General features: G+C 67.5%; 19 protein-coding genes. 6 read left to right on the top strand and 13 right to left on the bottom strand.

The window, feature by feature from the left end; all coding sequences use genetic code 11:
- Positions 1-2 precede the first annotated feature (2 nt).
- Together ACN8ZM_RS16620 and ACN8ZM_RS16615 are read left to right on the top strand one after the other, a co-directional pair.
- Positions 3-1,478 (top strand): TolC family protein, encoded by a 1,476-nt coding sequence (locus tag ACN8ZM_RS16620; protein ID WP_420210324.1) that lies wholly within the window; start codon positions 3-5, stop codon positions 1,476-1,478.
- A gap of 269 nt (positions 1,479-1,747) precedes the next feature.
- A complete protein-coding gene (locus ACN8ZM_RS16615) occupies positions 1,748-2,353 on the top strand; it encodes a hypothetical protein (protein ID WP_420210323.1) in 606 nt (201 codons plus the stop codon).
- Between the two features lie 46 nt (positions 2,354-2,399).
- Here ACN8ZM_RS16615 and slmA read toward each other — a convergent pair whose 3' ends face one another.
- Genes slmA through argB form a run of 3 tightly spaced genes read right to left on the bottom strand, consistent with a single transcriptional unit; the run spans position 2,400 to position 4,713 of the window.
- Positions 2,400-3,059 (bottom strand): nucleoid occlusion factor SlmA, encoded by a 660-nt coding sequence (gene slmA / locus ACN8ZM_RS16610; protein WP_420210322.1) that lies wholly within the window; start codon positions 3,057-3,059, stop codon positions 2,400-2,402.
- The gene (locus tag ACN8ZM_RS16605) at positions 3,026-3,817 is read right to left on the bottom strand and encodes a pyrimidine 5'-nucleotidase (RefSeq protein ID WP_420210321.1); all 792 of its coding nucleotides are present in this window, start codon (positions 3,815-3,817) and stop codon (positions 3,026-3,028) included. The genes slmA and ACN8ZM_RS16605 overlap by 34 nt, the downstream gene beginning before the upstream one ends.
- Positions 3,814-4,713 carry an acetylglutamate kinase gene (gene argB / locus ACN8ZM_RS16600; protein ID WP_420211006.1) on the bottom strand — a complete coding sequence of 300 codons (900 nt, stop codon included), beginning with the start codon at positions 4,711-4,713 and terminating at the stop codon, positions 3,814-3,816. The genes ACN8ZM_RS16605 and argB overlap by 4 nt, the downstream gene beginning before the upstream one ends.
- Positions 4,714-5,017: 304 nt before the next feature.
- On the opposite strand from argB, the gene ACN8ZM_RS16595 reads away from it, so the two are divergent.
- The 3 genes from ACN8ZM_RS16595 to ACN8ZM_RS16585 all read left to right on the top strand — a co-directional run bounded on the left by ACN8ZM_RS16595 (position 5,018) and on the right by ACN8ZM_RS16585 (position 7,303).
- A complete protein-coding gene (locus tag ACN8ZM_RS16595; protein WP_043184709.1) occupies positions 5,018-5,242 on the top strand; it encodes a cysteine-rich CWC family protein in 225 nt (74 codons plus the stop codon).
- Positions 5,243-5,334: 92 nt separating this feature from the next.
- On the top strand, positions 5,335-6,747 hold the full coding sequence (locus tag ACN8ZM_RS16590; RefSeq protein ID WP_420210320.1) for an ATP-binding protein: 1,413 nt from the start codon (positions 5,335-5,337) through the stop codon (positions 6,745-6,747).
- A gap of 13 nt (positions 6,748-6,760) precedes the next feature.
- Positions 6,761-7,303, top strand: a complete 543-nt coding sequence (locus tag ACN8ZM_RS16585) for a response regulator transcription factor (RefSeq protein WP_420210319.1) — start codon at positions 6,761-6,763, stop codon at positions 7,301-7,303.
- A gap of 10 nt (positions 7,304-7,313) precedes the next feature.
- On the opposite strand, the gene ACN8ZM_RS16580 is transcribed toward ACN8ZM_RS16585, so the two are convergent.
- The 9 genes from ACN8ZM_RS16580 to dapF all read right to left on the bottom strand — a co-directional run bounded on the left by ACN8ZM_RS16580 (position 7,314) and on the right by dapF (position 16,091).
- The gene (locus tag ACN8ZM_RS16580; protein ID WP_420210318.1) at positions 7,314-7,676 is read right to left on the bottom strand and encodes a hypothetical protein; all 363 of its coding nucleotides are present in this window, start codon (positions 7,674-7,676) and stop codon (positions 7,314-7,316) included.
- A gap of 177 nt (positions 7,677-7,853) precedes the next feature.
- Positions 7,854-9,197: an ATP-dependent protease ATPase subunit HslU gene (gene hslU, locus ACN8ZM_RS16575; RefSeq protein WP_420210317.1), complete on the bottom strand. Its 1,344-nt coding sequence runs from the start codon at positions 9,195-9,197 to the stop codon at positions 7,854-7,856.
- Between the two features lie 10 nt (positions 9,198-9,207).
- Positions 9,208-9,744, bottom strand: coding sequence for an ATP-dependent protease subunit HslV (hslV, locus tag ACN8ZM_RS16570; RefSeq protein WP_006760749.1), 537 nt, complete (start codon positions 9,742-9,744; stop codon positions 9,208-9,210).
- A gap of 235 nt (positions 9,745-9,979) precedes the next feature.
- On the bottom strand, positions 9,980-10,396 hold the full coding sequence (gene dksA, locus ACN8ZM_RS16565) for an RNA polymerase-binding protein DksA (protein WP_006477498.1): 417 nt from the start codon (positions 10,394-10,396) through the stop codon (positions 9,980-9,982).
- 496 nt (positions 10,397-10,892) lie between these two features.
- Entirely contained in the window at positions 10,893-11,969 is a 1,077-nt protein-coding gene (locus ACN8ZM_RS16560; RefSeq protein WP_420210316.1) for a CobW family GTP-binding protein, read from the bottom strand.
- Positions 11,970-12,169: 200 nt separating this feature from the next.
- Complete coding sequence (locus ACN8ZM_RS16555; protein WP_237432975.1) at positions 12,170-13,384, bottom strand: class I SAM-dependent rRNA methyltransferase; 1,215 nt, start codon at positions 13,382-13,384, stop codon at positions 12,170-12,172.
- A gap of 76 nt (positions 13,385-13,460) precedes the next feature.
- Entirely contained in the window at positions 13,461-14,381 is a 921-nt protein-coding gene (gene xerC, locus ACN8ZM_RS16550; protein WP_420210315.1) for a tyrosine recombinase XerC, read from the bottom strand.
- Positions 14,382-14,395: 14 nt separating this feature from the next.
- Positions 14,396-15,124 carry a DUF484 family protein gene (locus ACN8ZM_RS16545; protein WP_420210314.1) on the bottom strand — a complete coding sequence of 243 codons (729 nt, stop codon included), beginning with the start codon at positions 15,122-15,124 and terminating at the stop codon, positions 14,396-14,398.
- 37 nt (positions 15,125-15,161) lie between these two features.
- Positions 15,162-16,091, bottom strand: coding sequence for a diaminopimelate epimerase (gene dapF, locus ACN8ZM_RS16540; protein WP_420210313.1), 930 nt, complete (start codon positions 16,089-16,091; stop codon positions 15,162-15,164).
- Between the two features lie 219 nt (positions 16,092-16,310).
- Between dapF and ACN8ZM_RS16535 the strand changes: the two genes are divergently transcribed.
- Positions 16,311-16,613 (top strand): HigA family addiction module antitoxin, encoded by a 303-nt coding sequence (locus ACN8ZM_RS16535; protein WP_420211005.1) that lies wholly within the window; start codon positions 16,311-16,313, stop codon positions 16,611-16,613.
- A gap of 22 nt (positions 16,614-16,635) precedes the next feature.
- Here the strand turns inward: ACN8ZM_RS16535 and lpxL are convergent, their stop codons facing one another.
- Positions 16,636-17,520 carry a lauroyl acyltransferase LpxL gene (gene lpxL, locus ACN8ZM_RS16530; protein WP_205824520.1) on the bottom strand — a complete coding sequence of 295 codons (885 nt, stop codon included), beginning with the start codon at positions 17,518-17,520 and terminating at the stop codon, positions 16,636-16,638.
- Positions 17,521-17,760 lie beyond the last annotated feature (240 nt).

Here is a 17,760-nt window from a genome sequence, read left to right as displayed (position 1 = left end):
GCATGAGCGGAGTTCGAATGGTCGGCGCGTGCGTCGAGGCGCGCGAATCTCGCGCGGTGTTTCGTGTTGCCGCATCGGCGGTACTGTTTGTCTTGTCGATGTGGCAGCCGGCCGGGGCCGCGCATGCTGCCAATATCGTGCCGCCGCGTGTTGCGGCGGCGTCGGCGGAGGTGCGAGCGACATCCACCGGGTCCGATGGACGTGCGGGTGCACTCGCGCCGACGCATGACGATGCCGCGTCGGTACCTGTCCGCGGGCAGGCGATGACCGAGCGCGAATTGCGGCAGATGCTGTATGCGGCGGCGGAGGCCGCCGTCGATGTCAGTCCGCAGGTGCGGCGCATGTATGCCGAATACCAGGCGGCGCAGTCGGATGTCGATCAGGCGAAAGGAGCGCGCTGGCCGCAATTGCAGTTGAACGGCCAGACGCGTGCCGCGCAGTTCGGCTCGAACGCCGGCAGCGCATACGATCCAGGCAATGCGCTGGGCGTGAATCTCAGGACGACGCTGTTCGACTGGGGGCGCACGGAGAAAGCGATCGGCAGCCGGCAGGATCTCGCGAGCGCGGGGCAGGAGCGCTACGTCGCGCAGATGGAGGATTCCGCCTATCAGGTCACCGGCACGATCGTGGAACTCGCGAAGCAGCGCAATATCGCCGCACTGAGCCAGCGCTTCGCTGACCGGATGGCACGCCTCGTCGGCATGCTCGAGGAAATCGTCGCGGTCGATCGCGGGCGCGGCAGCGAACTGACGCAGGCGAAAGCGCGCCTGCTGCAGGCCGAGGCGAGCCGTGACGCAGCGCTTGCGAAATGCCGGATCGCCGAGCTGAACCTGCGCAAGCTGGTGGGCGAGCGGCCGGTGCCGATCCCGTCCGCGTCGGCCTGGCCGCTGTATCCGGGCAACCTCGAGCGCCTGATGTCGGCGGTCGACGAGAATCCGCGTCTGCTGCAGACGCGCGCAGAGGCGAATGCGGCCGACCTCAATCGCGACGCGGTGCGAGCGGCTGCCAAGCCGCAGCTCGACTGGGTCGTCAGCACGAATACCGGGCGCGATGCACTGGGGCGCCGGATGCCGTGGCAGACGATGTTGACCCTGAGCTGGAATGCGTTCACGGGCGGCGCGGCGACTGCGGCGACCGATGCGGCGGCTTACCGCGCGCTGGCAGGATGGCGCCAGGTCGACCAGATGCGGCTGGATCTCGAATTCCAGGTGCGCAGTGCCGACGAGGATGCGCATGCGTTCGGCGCGCGCGCGGATCAGTATCACGATCTGACGGTGGAGTCGGATCGCGTGCGTCACGCGTTCTTCGATCAGTGGTACCACCTTGGGCGGCGCTCGCTGCTCGACGTGCTGATTGCGGAGAGCGACGACTACAACAATCGCGTCAGCGAAGTGGCGTATCGCTTCGACAGCTATGCGGCCACGCTGCGGGGCTACGCGTCCGCCGGCATGCTGGTGCGTTGGCTGCGCGAAGGATGAGGCGTCGAGACGAGCCGGCGTCAGCCGCGTCTTCGGGGAGAGTCATGAGTTCAGAACGGGTTGTGAGCGGGTTTGCCTTGGTGGTGTTGAGGCCCGCAACTTATCTGCCGCCGCCATACGGTGTCCGGCGCGGTGCCGCTGGCGTGTTTGCGCGGCCGTCGGGGCGCGCGCTGCATCTGCACGCCGGCGCGTTGGCGTGCCGCCCATTCGGCGATGCGGCGGCGGTGCGGGGCGGCGCGCTGCGAGCCGCCGACTTCGGCCACGATAACGTGGCATGGAGCCGCCCCGCGCCGCGCCGCAACACGCGGCGGATGGCGCTGGCCCTGATCGGTGGCGCATTGTTCGGTGCGGCGACGACATGGTTCGGCGGGGTGCTGACCCGGAGCGGCAATGCACGGATCGATACCGTGCGCGCCAGCGTGCCGGCTGCCGAGCCGCCCGCTGCACCGGTGCAGACGGCCGCGGCGGAGGTGCCGGTGCACGCGTTGCCGCCGCCCCCGGCGGTCGAGCCGGTCCGGATGACCGAATCGTCCACGCCGGTCGCGCCGCCGCATCACGTGCATCGCGACGCGGCGCATGCACGCGTCGACGAGCCGGAGACGCGGCGAGCCCAGCCGGCGCGAACTGCGTCCGCGTCCGCGCCGGCGACGGTGCGGTCGTATGCGCCGCGTGTTGCGCGGCCTGGAACCCGGCGGGCGCAGGCCGCACCGGCGGATCAATGCGATACCGACTGGCCATGCGGCGAGACGTTGCGATCGATGAGGCGTGAACTGGCGCAGTGGGAGGCCGCGCGACAGCGTCGGGCGTTGCCCGAGAGCGGCGACGCGGGGCCTGCGTTCGGCCTGGGCGAGCACACGCGCGTGACGGAATGGTGAGCCGGCGGTTGCGACGCGCGCAGTGATTCGATGGCGATGCGCCCGTTTATTGCAGGATCAGTTGCAATTGCGCGTCCGCCTGTTCGCCCGGCGACTGCCGGAAGCCGCTTTTCGCGAAGCGGTGCCAACGTCCGATCACGTAGCTGACGAGCAGGCTGGCGCGCGTGGCCGGATCGTAGTCGGCCGGCAGTGTCAGGCCGCTGTTCTGCTGTGCGCCGGCCTCGGCGCGCGCCACCCGCAGGCACTGCTTGACGGTGGCCTCGATGCGGTCGAGCAACTGGTTCACGCGTTCGGTGAGCCGCTCTTCCTCGCCAACCAGTGCCTCGCCGGTCAGCACGCGCGTCATGCCGGGGTTCTTTGCGGCGAAATTGAGCATCGTCAGCGCGATCGTGCGCGCCTGCTGCACGCCGTTCGGCTCTTTCGCGACGATCTGGTTGACGAGCCCGAGCAGCGCCTGCTCGATGAACTCGATCAGCCCTTCGTACATCTTCGCCTTGCTGGTGAAGTGCCGGTACAGCGCGGCTTCCGACACGTCGAGCCGGGCCGCGAGCGCGGCGGTCGTGATTTTCTCGGGTTTGGGTGCCTCGAGCATCGCGGCGAGCGTCTGCAGGATCATCACGCGGCGCTCGCCCGGCTTCGGGCGTGCGCGGGTGGGTGTGGCCTGGCTTTCCGTTACGGCTTGGTCCTGCGGGTAAGTCGGCTGCATTTTTGTCGCCCCGATCGTGTGCCCAGTCGCAGCGATTTTAACGAACGAATGCGCTGGTCGACATAGTGCGGGCGCCCGGTGGTCGGCAAATGGCCGGGCAAGTGTCCGGTGATCCATACCGTGCCGATACCGAGGCGCTTGTAGCGCTTCAGGTGGCCGCGCGTATCCTCGACGAGGATCGCGTCGGCCATGCGTGCGTGCGCGGCGCGCAACGTCCGGCGCAGCATCGTGTGATCGGGCTTCGCGCGCCACGTGCGCCGGTCGCGCATGTGCTCGATCGCGATCACGCGCTCGAACAGCCGCTCGATGCGCAGTTCGCGCAGCACCGCGCGCGCGTAGTTCTCCGGCGCGTTGGTCAGCACGAACTTGCGCCCGGGGAGCGCGGCGACGATGCGTGCCAGCCCGCGTTCGGCACGCAGCATCGCGGGCAGGTCGGAAAACGTATGGACCGCGCGCAGGAAGTCGTGCGGGTCGATCGGATGATGGCGCGTGAGGCCGAGGAGCGCGGCGCCGTAGCGCTCGGTGTAGCCGTTGCGCAGGCGGTCGGCTTCGGCGCGCTCGACCTGCAGCGCGTCGATGATGTACTGCGTCATCGCGCGGTTGATCTCGGGAAAGATCGCGTGCGATGCGTGGTGCAGGGTGTTGTCGAGATCGAACAGCCACACCGGCGCGCCGGCGCGGGGCCGGCTGCGCGACACGCGCCGGCGCCGCAGCGGGGCTGGCAAGTCGGGTGGGGTGCTCTTGCTGCGTGGTCTCAATGCGAGCGGATCATCGTGCCGAACGGCTGCTCGGTCAGGATTTCCAGCAGCACCGAGTGCTCGATCCGGCCGTCGACGATGTGCACCGACTTCACGCCGCTCTTCGCCGCGTCGAGCGCCGACGAGATCTTCGGCAGCATGCCGCCGGAGATCGTGCCGTCTTCGAACAGCGCGTCGATTTCGCGCGCGGACAGGTCGGTCAGCAGGTTGCCGTCCTTGTCCATCACGCCCGGGATGTTGGTCATCATCAGCAGCTTCTCGGCGTTCAGCACGGTGGCGAGCTTGCCCGCGACGAGGTCGGCGTTGATGTTGTACGAGAGGCCGTCTTCACCGAAGCCGATCGGCGAGATCACCGGGATGAACGCGTCGTCCTGCAGCGCCTTCACGACCGCCGGGTTGATCGCCTCGACTTCGCCGACCTGGCCGATGTCGATGTACTGGCCCGGGTTGTCGCGGTCCGGCATCAGCAGCTTGCGCGCGTGGATCAGGCCGCCGTCCTTGCCCGTCAGGCCCACCGCGTGGCCGCCGAAGTGGTTGATCAGCGTCACGATGTCCTGCTGCACCTCGCCGCCGAGCACCCATTCGACGACTTCCATCGTCTCTTCGTCGGTGACGCGCATGCCCTGGATGAAGGTGCCGGCCTTGCCGATCTTCTTCAGCGCCTGATCGATCTGCGGACCGCCGCCGTGGACGATCACCGGATTGATGCCGACCAGCTTCAGCAGGATCACGTCGCGCGCGAAGCCTTGCTTGAGCCGCTCTTCCGTCATCGCGTTGCCGCCGTATTTGATGACGATGGTCTTGCCGTGGTAACGGCGGATGTACGGCAGCGCTTCGGCGAGGATTTCTGCTTTCAGCGTGGGGGCGATCTGCGAGAGGTCGATGGGCTCGGACATGGCGGCAGCTCTGGCTGGGAACGTTGAAACACGGCGAATTGTACAGGAGTGGCGCAGCGCAGCATCGGGTTTTTGGCCGGACTGGAACACCGGCGGCACGGCCCGCGCACCGCGCGCGGCGGCCCGCCGGCTATGGCGCGGCGCGATGCGGGCAGCGAGATGGGCAGCGGGCGCGGGCGGCGGCGGCGGGGTGGTTCGCGAGCGTTCGCGATGGCCGTCGGCCAAGTGGCCGGCGTGCAAAATCCGTTCGCCGCGCTATGCTTGTCGCGTAGGGCGGCTTCACGCCCGCTTCCGCGCTTGAGCCATGACCGATTCCGTCGCCGACGCCCGTTCCGCCCCGCGCCGCGCGCGCTGCCCGCACTGCGGGCGCAGCTTCGACTGCGGCGCCCGCACGCAGCCGTTCGAATGCTGGTGCGCGTCGATGCCGGTATTGCCCGGCGGCACGCCGCCCGCGGCCGGCGCGCGCTGCCGGTGCCCCGAGTGCCTGGCCGACGAGATCGCGCAGCGGATGGCCGGCGCGGCCGGCTGACGGCGCCGGCCATGCACGCGGAGCGTCCCGGTCACAGCGCTCCGATCCGGCCCCGCTAGAGGCGTCGCCCGCTAAACGGGTAAACTGCTCGGATGCAACGAATCACCACCACCGGGCGCGTCAACCTCAGTCACCTGTTCTGGCTTCGCAATCTCGCGATCATCGGCCAGCTCGTGACGATCGGCGTCGTGCAGACCTATTTCGGCGTGCATCTGCCGTTGCCGGCGATGCTGATGGTCATCGCGCTCGAAATCGTTTTCAACGCGCTGACCTGGGTGCGCGTGCTGCGCGCGCGGCCCGAGACCAATTTCGAGCTGCTCGGCCAGCTGTGGGTCGACCTCGGTGCGCTGTCCGCGCTGCTGTTCCTGTCGGGCGGCACGACCAATCCGTTCGTGTCGTTGTACCTGCCTTCGCTCGCGATCGCGGCGGCCGTGCTGCCGTGGCACCTGATGATCTGGCTCGCGGCGTTCGCGGTCGCGTGCTACGCGGCGCTCGGTTTCGACTCGGTGCCGCTCAACATGGACAATCCCGCGAACCTGTTCGACTACTACCGTACCGGGATGTGGGCGAACTTCATGGTCAGCGTCGGGCTGATCGCCTGGTTCGTCGCGCGCATGTCGAATGCGCTGCGCCAGCGCGACGCGGCGCTCGGCGAAGCGCAGCAGCACCTGCTGCGCGACGAGCGGGCGGTCGCGCTCGGCGTGCAGGCCGCCACCGTCGCGCACGAGATGGGCACGCCGCTGTCGACGATCGCGATGCTCGCCGAAGAGCTGCGCGACGCGGCGCGCGACGATCCGGGGCTGGCCCGCTACGAGGCCGACCTGAAGGTGCTCGAGGAGCAGATGTCGCTCTGCACGTCGGCGCTCGCGCGCCTGCGCAGCCGTGCGAGCGCGCCCGCGAGCCGCCAGCCGGTGGACGACTGGCTCGACACGTTCGTCGAGCACTGGCGCCTGCGCCATCCGCATGTGCAGTTCGAACTGCTCGGCGCGCGTCCGGCGGGCGTCGCGCTCGACGACACGGTCGCGGCCGGCCAGATCCTGACGATCCTGCTCGACAACGCCGCGCGCGCGAGCCCGCAGCGCGTGACGCTGGCCGCGAAGGTCGCGCACGCCGGCACGGCCGACGAGATCGAATTCGAGGTATGCGACGACGGGCCGGGCATTCCGGCCGCGCTGCGCGAATCGCTCGGCGCGATGCCGGTCGACAGTACGCAGGGCGGGCACGGGGTCGGCCTGTATCTCGCGTTCAGCGCGGCCGCGCGGCTCGGCGGCGAGATCGAACTGTCCGACGTCGTGCCGCGCACGGCGGGCGGCAACGGGCGGGCCGGCAGTGCGGCGAACGGTCACGCCGCGGCAGGCTCGGGACAACGCGCGGGCCAGCGCCTGGCCGAACGGACAACCGGCACGCCGGGCCAGGCCGGCACGACTGCCGCGCGCGGCACGCGGGCCGTGCTGCGCCTGCCGGTCGTGCGCGTCGCGGCGCCGGCCGCCTCAACCAACACGTAGACGGAGAAACCACATGAGCGAGAACAATTTCCTGGTGATCGACGACAACGAGGTGTTCGCGGGCACGCTCGCGCGCGGCCTCGAGCGTCGCGGGTACGCGGTCCAGCAGGCGCACGACAAGGAGGCGGCGCTCCGGCTCGCCGCGGGCAACAAGTTCCAGTTCATTACCGTCGACCTGCATCTCGGCGAGGATTCGGGCCTGAGCCTGATCGCGCCGCTGTGCGACCTGCAGCCCGACGCGCGGATCCTGGTGCTGACCGGCTACGCGAGCATCGCGACTGCCGTGCAGGCGGTGAAGGAAGGCGCCGACAACTATCTCGCGAAACCCGCGAACGTCGAGTCGATCCTGGCCGCGCTGCAGACCAACGCGACCGAAGTGCAGGCCGACGAAGCGCTCGAGAATCCGGTCGTGCTGTCGGTCGACCGGCTCGAATGGGAGCACATCCAGCGCGTGCTGGCCGAGAACAACAACAATATTTCGGCGACGGCACGCGCGCTGAACATGCACCGCCGCACGCTGCAGCGCAAGCTCGCGAAGAAGCCGGTACGGCAGTAAGCGGGGGGCGTCAGCCGGGCGAGTTTGGGGCTCGCGACAGGCAGGCGACGATCTCGCGCTTCAGCAGGAGCGTAATCAGCGCCGAGTAGCCGATATTCGCGAGAAACGGTGCGAACCCGCCGATCACGATCGGAACGGCCATCGGCCACGGCTTTGCCGATACGCCACTCGCGATGGACTGTATGCCGATGCTGAACGCCACGCTGGCGAGTGCGATACCCGCCAGCGTGCCCAGCCACGCGAGCGCAAACGCGACGTTATAGCGCCGCAGCGACTCCCGCCTGATCCGGCGCATGAGCGACAGGATGTCGGCGCGCGTGAGCGCGAGCAGGGACGGCACGAATCGGCCGGCGATGGATGGGTAGATGGTCATTCGAATGCGGTGACGAATGCGTCTGCGCGTAGTCTGAGGAATCCAGATTATAGGGACGCACCAGCGCGCCTGCCATCAGCCGCGTTCCAGGCGCAGGCACGTGCGCCGCATCGCATCGCCATGAAAAAACGGGCGACCCCGGAAGGGGCCGCCCGTTTTCGTCCGACGCCGCGCGCGTTACAGCACGTAGCGCGACAGGTCTTCGTTCTGCGACACTTCGCCGAGCGCCCGGTCGACATACTTCGCATCGATCATCACGCGCTCGCCGGCATGGTTGCCGGCCGCGAACGACACTTCCTCGAGCAGCTTCTCGATCACCGTGTACAGCCGGCGCGCGCCGATGTTCTCGGTTTTCTCGTTGACCGCAAACGCGATCTCCGCGAGGCGGCGGATGCCGTCGTCGGCGAATTCGAGCTGCACGTCTTCGGTCGCGAGCAGCGCCTGGTACTGCTTGACGAGGCTCGCGTCGGTCGCGACGAGGATCGCTTCGAAATCGTTCACCGACAGCGAGTCGAGCTCGACGCGGATCGGGAAGCGGCCCTGCAGTTCGGGAATCAGGTCGCTCGGCTTCGCGAGATGGAACGCGCCGCTTGCGATGAACAGGATGTGATCGGTCTTCACCATCCCGTACTTCGTGTTGACCGTCGTGCCTTCGACGAGCGGCAGCAGGTCGCGCTGCACGCCCTGGCGTGACACTTCGCCGCCGCTGCCTTCGTTGTTGCGCGACGTGATCTTGTCGATCTCGTCGAGGAACACGATGCCGTTCTGCTCGACGTTCTGCACGGCCTTCGTCTTCACTTCCTCTTCGTTGAGCATCTTCGCCGCTTCCTCGTCGGTCAGCAGCTTCAGCGCTTCCTTGATCTTCACCTTGCGGCGCTGCTTCTTGCCGCTGCCGAGGTTCGAGAACATCGAGCGGATCTGCTCGGTCATCTCTTCCATCCCCGGCGGCGCCATGATGTCCATGCCGGCCGACGGCTGCTCGAGGTCGAGCTCGACTTCCTTGTCGTCGAGCTGGCCTTCGCGCAGGCGCTTGCGGAAGGTCTGGCGCGTCGCGTTGTTGTCGTCGTTCGCGTGCTCGGCGTTGCCGCCGAAGCCCACCGCGCGCGGCTGCGGCAGCAGGATGTCGAGGACGCGGTCTTCCGCCTGGTCGGTCGCCTTGCTGCGTACCTTGCGCATCTCGGTTTCGCGCGTCTGCTTGACCGAGATCTCGATCAGGTCGCGCACGATGCTGTCGACGTCGCGGCCGACATAGCCGACTTCGGTGAACTTGGTCGCTTCGATCTTGATGAACGGTGCATCGGCGAGCTTCGCGAGGCGGCGCGCGATTTCGGTCTTGCCGACGCCCGTCGGCCCGATCATCAGGATGTTCTTCGGCGTGATTTCCTGGCGCAGCGGGTCGGCGACCTGCTGGCGGCGCCAGCGGTTGCGCAGCGCGACCGCGACGGCCTTCTTGGCCTTCGCCTGGCCGATGATGTGCTTGTCGAGTTCCGAGACGATCTCGGCAGGGGTCATGGTGCTCATGGTGCGGTCCTTACTCGATCGTTTCGATGATGCGGTTGTGGTTCGTGTAGATGCACATGTCGCCGGCGATCTCGAGCGACTTCTCGACGATCTCGCGCGGCGACAGCTCGGTGTTCTCCGCGAGCGCGCGGGCCGCGGCCTGCGCATACGCACCGCCCGAGCCGATCGCGCAGATGCCGCCTTCGGGGTCGAGCACGTCGCCGTTGCCGGTGATCACCAGCGTGGTGGTGGCGTCGGCCGTGATCAGCATCGCCTCGAGGCGGCGCAGCATCCGGTCGGTGCGCCAGTCCTTCGCGAGCTCGACGGCCGCGCGGGTCAGGTTGCCCTGGTGCTTCTCGAGCTTCGCCTCGAAGCGGTCGAGCAGCGAGAACGCATCGGCGGTGCCGCCCGCGAATCCGACCAGCACCTGGTTGTTGTAGATCCGCCGCACTTTCCGCGCGCCACCCTTCATGACGATGTTGCCGAGGGTTACCTGGCCGTCGCCGCCGAGCGCGACCTTGTCGCCGCGCCGGACCGAAACGATGGTCGTGCCGTGAAATTGCTCCATCTGCGTTCCTTGAGAAAAACGGGGAAGAGTCGGGGGCGCGAGGCGCCGCCGCGTAACTCGCAGTGCGCCGGGAAGCGGCCCGGCGCGCGTCCGTTTCATTTTAGGGCGGGCGCCGGGATATCAAGAGGCGGGGGGCAAATCGGCAGCCGGTGGGGAACCGTGCCGGAAAAACAAAAAGCGCGCGGCAGGCCGCGCGCTTTCGGGAAGCAGCGTGTCTGAGCGGAACGCCGCTCGATCAGTCGCCGAACAGCTTCTGGCGCAGCTCGCGGCGCTCCTGCGCCTCGAGCGACAGCGTGGCGGTCGGACGCGCGAGCAGGCGCGGAATGCCGATCGGCTCGCCGGTTTCCTCGCACCAGCCGTAGTCGCCGGAATCGATGCGGGCGAGCGACTGCTGAACCTTCTTGAGGAGCTTGCGTTCGCGATCGCGCGTACGCAGCTCGAGCGCGTGCTCTTCCTCGATCGTCGCGCGATCGGCGGGATCGGGCACGATCACCGTCTCGCGCAGGTTCTCGGTCGTCTGGCCTGCATTCTTGAGGATGTCCGCCTGCAACTGTTCGAGCCGATTTTTGAAGAAGGCGAGCTGATCCTCATTCATGTAATCCTTGTCGCTCATCTTCAGGATTTCGGCTTCGGTCAAGAGTTTCTTCGTCATCTGCTTGCTTCTTCAATGTGCGGCAAATCGATAGATATTGCCTGCACTTTGGGATTACCCGCAACCGCCCTTGCAATCATTTGCGATTTGCCGCCGCGGGGCCGAAAGCCTCTGGAAAACCGGTTCTCAAATACCAGGATAGGCCTGGCGCGGAGTTGCGCGCGCTGCGAACCGGTGTGCTGCGCGGCACATCGCATCGGCCGCGGCCGGGAGGCGGATGGGCGATCCGGCGCGGTTGCGATGCCCGGAAAACTGGTTCAGCAAGAACCGGGCCTATTTGTTGCCGTACTCCAGCGGGCACGTATTGTAACTGAATCGCAAGCGGGCGCCGTATCGGGTCGATCCCCGTCGGCTGCGCCAATATCTAGAAAATATAACGCGCAAATCGCGAAAAAGCGATGACGGCGAAACCCTGCCCGGAAAGGCCGCCTCGCGGCCGCCGCAGCCGCCCGCGAGGCGGCCGTGCGGGCGGGGGTGCGACGGTTGCCCGTACGTGTCAGGCGAGGCAGGCGTCGAGGCCGTCGGTGATCAGGTCCTGCGGCAGATCGACGCCGATGAACACCATCTTGTTGGTCTTCTTCTCGACCGGCAGCCACTTCGAGGCGAGGTCGCTGCCCATCATCTGGTGCACGCCCTGGAACACGACCTTGCGGTCGACGCCCTTCATGTACAGCACGCCCTTGTAGCGCAGCATCCGCTCGCCGTAGATCTGCAGGATGCCGCCGAGGAAGTCTTCCAGCTTGTTCGGGTCGAACGGGCGGTCGTTGCGGTACACGAACGACTTGATCTTGTCGTCGTGGTGCGCGTGGTGATGGTGGTGGCCATGGTCGTGATCGTGCGCGCATTGACCGTGATCGTGGTCGCAATGAGCGTGATCGTGATCATGGTCGTGATCGTGGTGATGGTGCGCGTGATCGTCTTCGGCCAGGAAGTCGGGGTCGATCTCGAGCTTCGCGTTCAGGTTGAAGCCGCGCAGGTCGAAGATTTCCTTGATGTCGGCTTCGCCGAAGTTCACGACCTTGATCACAGCCTTCGGGTTTATGTGCATCAGGCGATGCTTGAGGCCGGCTACCGTTTGATCGTCGACCAGATCCGACTTCGTGATGAACAGGCGATCGGCGAAGCCGACCTGGCGCTGCACGACTTCGTGCTCGTCGAGCTGCGCGTTCGCGTGCTTCGCGTCGACCAGCGTGATGACCGCGTCGAGCAGGAAATCGTCGGCGATTTCGCTGTCGATGAAGAAGGTCTGCGCGACCGGGCCCGGGTTCGCGAGGCCGGTGGTTTCGATCACGATGCGGTCGAAGTCGAGCTTGCCTTCGCGCTTCTTCGCGGCGAGATCGCCGAGCGTGCGCGCGAGGTCGCCGCGGATCGTGCAGCAGATGCAGCCGTTGCTCATCTGGATGATCTGCTCGTTCGAATCCTGGATGAGGATTTCGTTGTCGATGTTCTCTTCGCCGAACTCGTTCTCGATCACGGCGATCTTCATGCCGTGCTGTTCGTTCAGGATGCGCTTGAGCAGCGTCGTCTTGCCGCTGCCGAGGAAGCCGGTGAGGATGGTGACGGGAGTGGCCATGTCAATCGCCTGTGGTTCGTGAATCGGGGTCAAAACCAGGATGTGCGTCGCGCCCGCGGCTTTGCCAGCCGGGGCGCACAACCATCCATTGAAACATACCTGTCAAGCCCTCGCCCGTCGTCCGAACGACAGGCGGGAGCGCGGATCCGCCGGGCGCACGGCGCGGGCCGGCGGACGGTTCCGCGCGTAGATCGGGGCGATCAGACGATTTGCAACAGCAGGCCCTTCAGATATTCACCTTCCGGGAAGGCCGCGAGCAGCGGGTGATCGACGCCCGCGCCGAGGCGCTTCAGGATGCGGGCGTCGACCTTCGCGTCGGCGGCCGCGCCCGCGACGATCTTCTGGAACAGGTCCATGTCGATCGCGCCCGAGCACGAGTACGTGAACAGCAGGCCACCCGGACGCAGCAGCTTGAAGCCGCTCAGGTTGATGTCCTTGTACGCGCGTGCCGCGCGATCGACGCTGTCGCGGGTTGGCGCGAACTTCGGCGGATCGAGCACGATCAGGTCGAAACGCTCGCCTTCGTCGACGAGGCGACGCAGCGTCTTGAATGCGTCGGCGTCGAGCCAGGTCGCGCGTTCGGCGTCGAAACCGTTGGCAACGACGTTCTGCTGCGCGAGCGCGAGCGCATCGCCCGACGAGTCGATCGACACGACGCGTTTCGCCCCGCCCTTGAGCGCGGCGAGCGAGAAGCCGCCCGTGTAGCAGAAGCAGTTCAGCACGTCGCGATCGGCCGCGTACTGCGCGACCAGCGCGCGGTTGTCGCGCTGGTCGACGTAGAAGCCCGTCTTGTGGCCGTTCGGTACGTCGACGTGATAGCGCACGCCGTTTTCGTTCGAGATCAGCGTCGCGGGCGGCGCATCGCCGGCCAGCACGCCGGTGGTTTGTTCGAGCCCTTCCTTGTCGCGGATCGACACGTCCGAGCGCTCGTAGACGTTCGGGCAGTCCGTGGCGCCGACCAGCGCCTTGACGATCGCGTCCTTCCACGCTTCGACGCCGGCCGCCATGAACTGGCAGACGAGCTGCCCGCGCGGTGTCGCGCCGGCGTCCGCGGTGTCCGCGACGTAGTAGTCGACGATCAGGCCCGGCAGGCCGTCGGCTTCGCCGAACACGAGGCGCACCGCGCCCGTGTTCGACACCATTGTCGTGCGGTGCGCGACTGCGCGCTGCACGCGGCGCTTGAAGAACGCGTGGTCGATCGGCTCGTTCTCGTCGAAGCTCCACACGCGCACGCGAATCTGCGATTGCGGGCTGTACGCGCCGCGCGCGAGGAAGCGGCCGTCGTGCGCGCGCACGATCACGGTCGCGCCGGGCGCGGGCTTGCCGTCGACGCGGTCGATCGCATTGGCGTAGATCCACGGATGGCGGCGCAGCAGCGATTTTTCCTTGGACGGCTTGAGGGTGACGGTTTGCATGATGAGATCGAAAGGGGCCGTGCGCGAAGCCGACCGTGGCCGGTCGCCGCGCGCGGCGGGTAACACGGGACGCGCGTCAGTCGCGCTTCTTCGCGCGCGGATGCGCGCTGTCGTAAATCTTCGCGAGATGCTGGAAGTCGAGCGACGTATAGACCTGCGTCGCGGAGACGCTCGCGTGGCCGAGCAGTTCCTGCACCGCGCGCAGGTCGCCGCTCGACTGCAGCACGTGCGTCGCGAACGAGTGGCGCAGCACGTGCGGATGGACGTTGGCAGGGATGCCCGCGGTGAGCGCCGCGCGCTTCACGCGCTCGCGCACGACGCCCGGCGACATCCGGTTGCCGCGCACGGACACGAACAGCGGATGCGGATCGTGCTTCACGAATTCGCCGCGCACCGCGAGCCACGCGTTCAGCGCGTCGATCGCCTTGCGGCCGACCGGCACCTTGCGCTCCTTGTTGCCCTTGCCGCGCACGGTGACTTCGGCTTCGGCGAGGTCGAGCCAGCCGGTCGAGCGGTAGCCGTCGGCCTGCGTGTACATGACGTCGAGCCCGATCAGCTCGGCGAGGCGCAGCCCCGACGAATAGAACAGCTCGAGGATCGCGTGATCGCGGATGCCTTCGGTCGTGCCGGCGAGCGGCGCGTCCATCAACGCCGAAGCGTCGTCGACCGACAGCGCCTTCGGCAAGGTCTTCGCGCGTTTCGGCGCGCGCACCGCGGCGACCGGGTTCGCGGGCATCTCGACGCGCTGCGCGAGCCAGCGGTAGAACGCGCGCCACGCGGACAGCCGGTGCGAGATCGACCGGGCGGACAGCCCGCCCGAATGTGCACGCGCGACCGCGCCGCGCATGTCGGCGGCCGTCAGCGCTTCTAGCGGCCGGCCGTTCGCGAGCTTCTTCAGCTCGTCGAGTTCGTGCGTGTATCCGCGCAGCGTGTGTTCCGACAGCTGCCTGACGTGCTTCAGGTTCGACAGGTAGGCGGCAATCGGATCGTCGGTCATCGCGGGCGGAAGAATCAGTGCGGCAGCAGGCGCGTGAGCGCGGCGCTCGCGAGCGTCGAGATCTGCGCGAGGAAGTCGGTGGCCATCCCGTCGTGGAAGCGGCGCGGGTCGGGCGAGCCGAGCACGAGCAGGCCGAACGCGGGCGCATCGGTGCCGGCGAGCGGCGAGCGCAGCGCGAGCAGCGCGACCGATGCGGCCGAGCCGTCGCCGGCCGGCGGTGCGGCTTCCGCGCCTTCCGCCGCATTCGCGGCCGGGGCGGCGACTGCGGGTGCGAGCCATTGCGCGGCTTCGAAGCCGGTGTTCGCGCCGCAGTACGGCGTCGACAGGCCGTTCGTGAACAGGCGTACTTCCTCGCCGACCTGGCGCGCGAAATCGGCCTGCGCGTAGGTGTCGGCGACGTCCCACACGCGCAGCGCGGTTTGCGGCACATCGAACACGTCGGCGATGCCGTCGGCGATCGTGCGCGGCAGCGCGTACGGATCGCGTTCCGCGATCACGCGCGCGGTCCAGCGGCTGAACTTCGCGGACAGGCTGTCGTTCTCGTGGCCGTAGCGCACGAGTTCGGCGAGCCGGCGCTCGAGATGCTTGTTCTTGTCGCGCAGCATCTCCATCTGCCGCTCCTGCAGCGAGATCGCGGCCTTGCCGTGCGGGTTCGCGAGACGGATCGTCGCGAGCAGTTCGGCGTGCTGCGCGAAGAATTCGGGATTGGCGAGCAGGTAGTCGGCGACTTCGCGATCGTTCATGTGGCTGGAGCGTTCAGTTATCAAGGACGTTGCAGGGTCAGGCGTGCAGGTCGATCTCGCCTTCGAACACGGTGGCGGCGGGCCCGGCCATCATCAGCGCGGCGGCTTCGTCGCGCGCGCCGTCCCAGCGGATCGTCAGCGTGCCGCCGTGCGTGTGCACGGTCACCGGCGAATCGAGCAGGCCGCGCCGGATGCCGGCCGCGACCGCCGCGCACGCGCCGGTGCCGCACGCGAGTGTCTCGCCCGCCGCGCGTTCGTACACGCGCAGCTTCACTTCGTCGCGCGACACGATCTGCATGAAGCCGACGTTCACGCGCTCCGGGAAGCGCGCGTGGTGCTCGATCAGCGGGCCTTCGTCGAGCACCGGATACGATTCGGCATCGTCGACGACCTGCACCGCGTGCGGGTTGCCCATCGACACCGTCGAGATCCAGCGCGTCTGGCCGCCGACGTCGAGCGGCCACAGCGTGTCGCGGCCCTCGGTGCGGCCGTCGAGGCCCGCTGCGTCGAACGGCACCTGCGCGGGCGCGAACACGGGCGCGCCCATGTCGACGACGACTTCGCCGTTGTCCTGCATCGTCAGCGTGATCAGGCCCTTCATCACCTGCACGCGCACGCTGCGCTTGTCGGTCAGGCCGCGGTCGCTGACGAACTTCACGAAGCAACGTGCGCCGTTGCCGCAGTGTTCGACCTCGCCGCCGTCGCAATTGAAGATCCGGTACTTGAAATCCGCGCCGTCGACGGTCGGTTTTTCGACGAGCAGCAACTGGTCGGCGCCGATGCCGAAGTGGCGGTTGGCGAGCGCACGCACCTGCGCTTCGGTGAGCGGCGGCAATGCGCGCGAATAGCCGTCGAGCACGACGAAGTCGTTGCCCGCGCCGTGCATCTTGGTGAACGAGAGTTTCACTGGGTCCGGATTTCCATGGCGAACAAGGCGGTCAGCGCGGCGCGCGCGATGCCGCGCCATGCGGGGCGTCGTCGTTCGTCGTGCTGATCTCAACCGCAAATGATACATGCAGCCGACAGGGGCGTCCTGCGCGGGCGGGGGGCGGGTGGCATGAGAAGGATGGCGAAGGCATGGGATGAATCGAACGAGCGCTTTCGTACGAGTCAAATTGACCGGGCAACGAACGACTCGCATAGTTTGGCCACACGAAAACGGCTGCTCGACCTGATCTGGAAAGCGATGACTCGTATCTTCAATCCGCCCCATCCGGGCGAAGCCCTGCGCGATGACGTGCTGCCGGCGTTCGGCCTCACCGTCACCGAGGCCGCCGCTCAGCTTGGCGTGACGTGTGGCGCGCTGTCGAGGATCCTGCACGGCCATGCCGGTATCTCGCCGGAAATGGCGCTGCGCCTCGAGGCGTGGCTCGGCGAAGACAGCGGCGGGCGTGCCGACTTGTGGCTCGCGCAGCAGGTGGGGTTCGACTTGTGGCAGGCACGCGCGAAAGGCGTGCCCAAGGTAGCCAGAGCGCAGGCGCGGGCGTGACCGCGCGCCCGCCGGGCACGGCTCAGTAGAAGCTCGGCTCGCCCTCCGGGCGCGTCTTGAAGCGCTTGTGGACCCAATAGTATTGCTCGGGCAGCAGCGGGATCTGTTCCTCGAGGAATTCGTTCATCCGCCGCGCGTCGAGATCGTCGTCGCCGGTCGGGTAGTGATCCCACGGCTTGAATACCTTCAGACGGTAGCCCTTGTAGTTCGGCAGCACTTCGCCGATGAACGGCACGACCTGCGCGCGGCCCGTCTTCGCGAGCCGGCCGACCGCCGTCAGCGTGCAGGCGGGCACGCCGAAGAACGGGACGAACGTCGAATTGCGCAGCCCGTAGTCCATGTCGGCGCCGAGCATCACCGGCTTGCGGTCGCGCAGCCAGCGCAGCACGACGCGCGCGCTGTCCGCGCGGCCGACCATCTCGGCGTCGAAACGCCCGCGCGCCTTCTTCGCCTCTTCCTCGAGCACCGCGTTCGAGAACGGCTGGTACAGCGACCCGCAGCGGCGGTGCAGCGAACGATTCAACCAGATCGAGCCGGCCTCGATGCCGACGAAATGCAGGCCGAGGAACAGCGTCGGCGGCAGGTCCGGATCGTCGAGATCGACCGCGCTGTCGACCTGGATCAGCTTCGCGAGCTTCTTCTCCGAGCCGAACCACTGCACGCTGCGCTCGACGTAGCTGCGGATCGCATGGCGGAAATGCTGCCCGGCCACTTCCTCGCGGCGCTCTTCGCTCCAGTCCGGGAAGCAGAGTTTCAGATTGGTGTGTACGATGCGCTTTCGCCGGCTGGGGATCTTGTAGAGCAGCCAGCCGAGACCATCGCCGAACCGTGCGGTCAGGCCGTACGGCAACAGGGCGAGCAGTTTCAGCAAGCCAATGGCGAGGTGCGTGGCTAGACGACCTAGCATGCGAAACCTCCGTGGAACCGGTTGGCCGGCGCGTTGCGAACAGGTGGGTAAGACAGCGGAAGATGCAGCACGGGCGGCGCTCTGTGACAATTCAGGAAAGCCGCTATAATACGGGCTTCGCCGAGTTAACTGACAACTTGCGGGGCGAAGCCGGCTAGCGCTACACGTGCTGCCCGGTCCTGGTAATCCGCTAAAGCGTCGCCGCTTCAGGCCCAACGAAGCTGGCTACGTGAAACCGAC

Source organism: Burkholderia aenigmatica (genome assembly GCF_048627025.1).
Lineage (GTDB): Bacteria > Pseudomonadota > Gammaproteobacteria > Burkholderiales > Burkholderiaceae > Burkholderia > Burkholderia aenigmatica.
The sequence above is the reverse complement of the archived record's forward strand: the minus strand, read 5'-3'. Positions and strand labels throughout refer to the sequence as shown.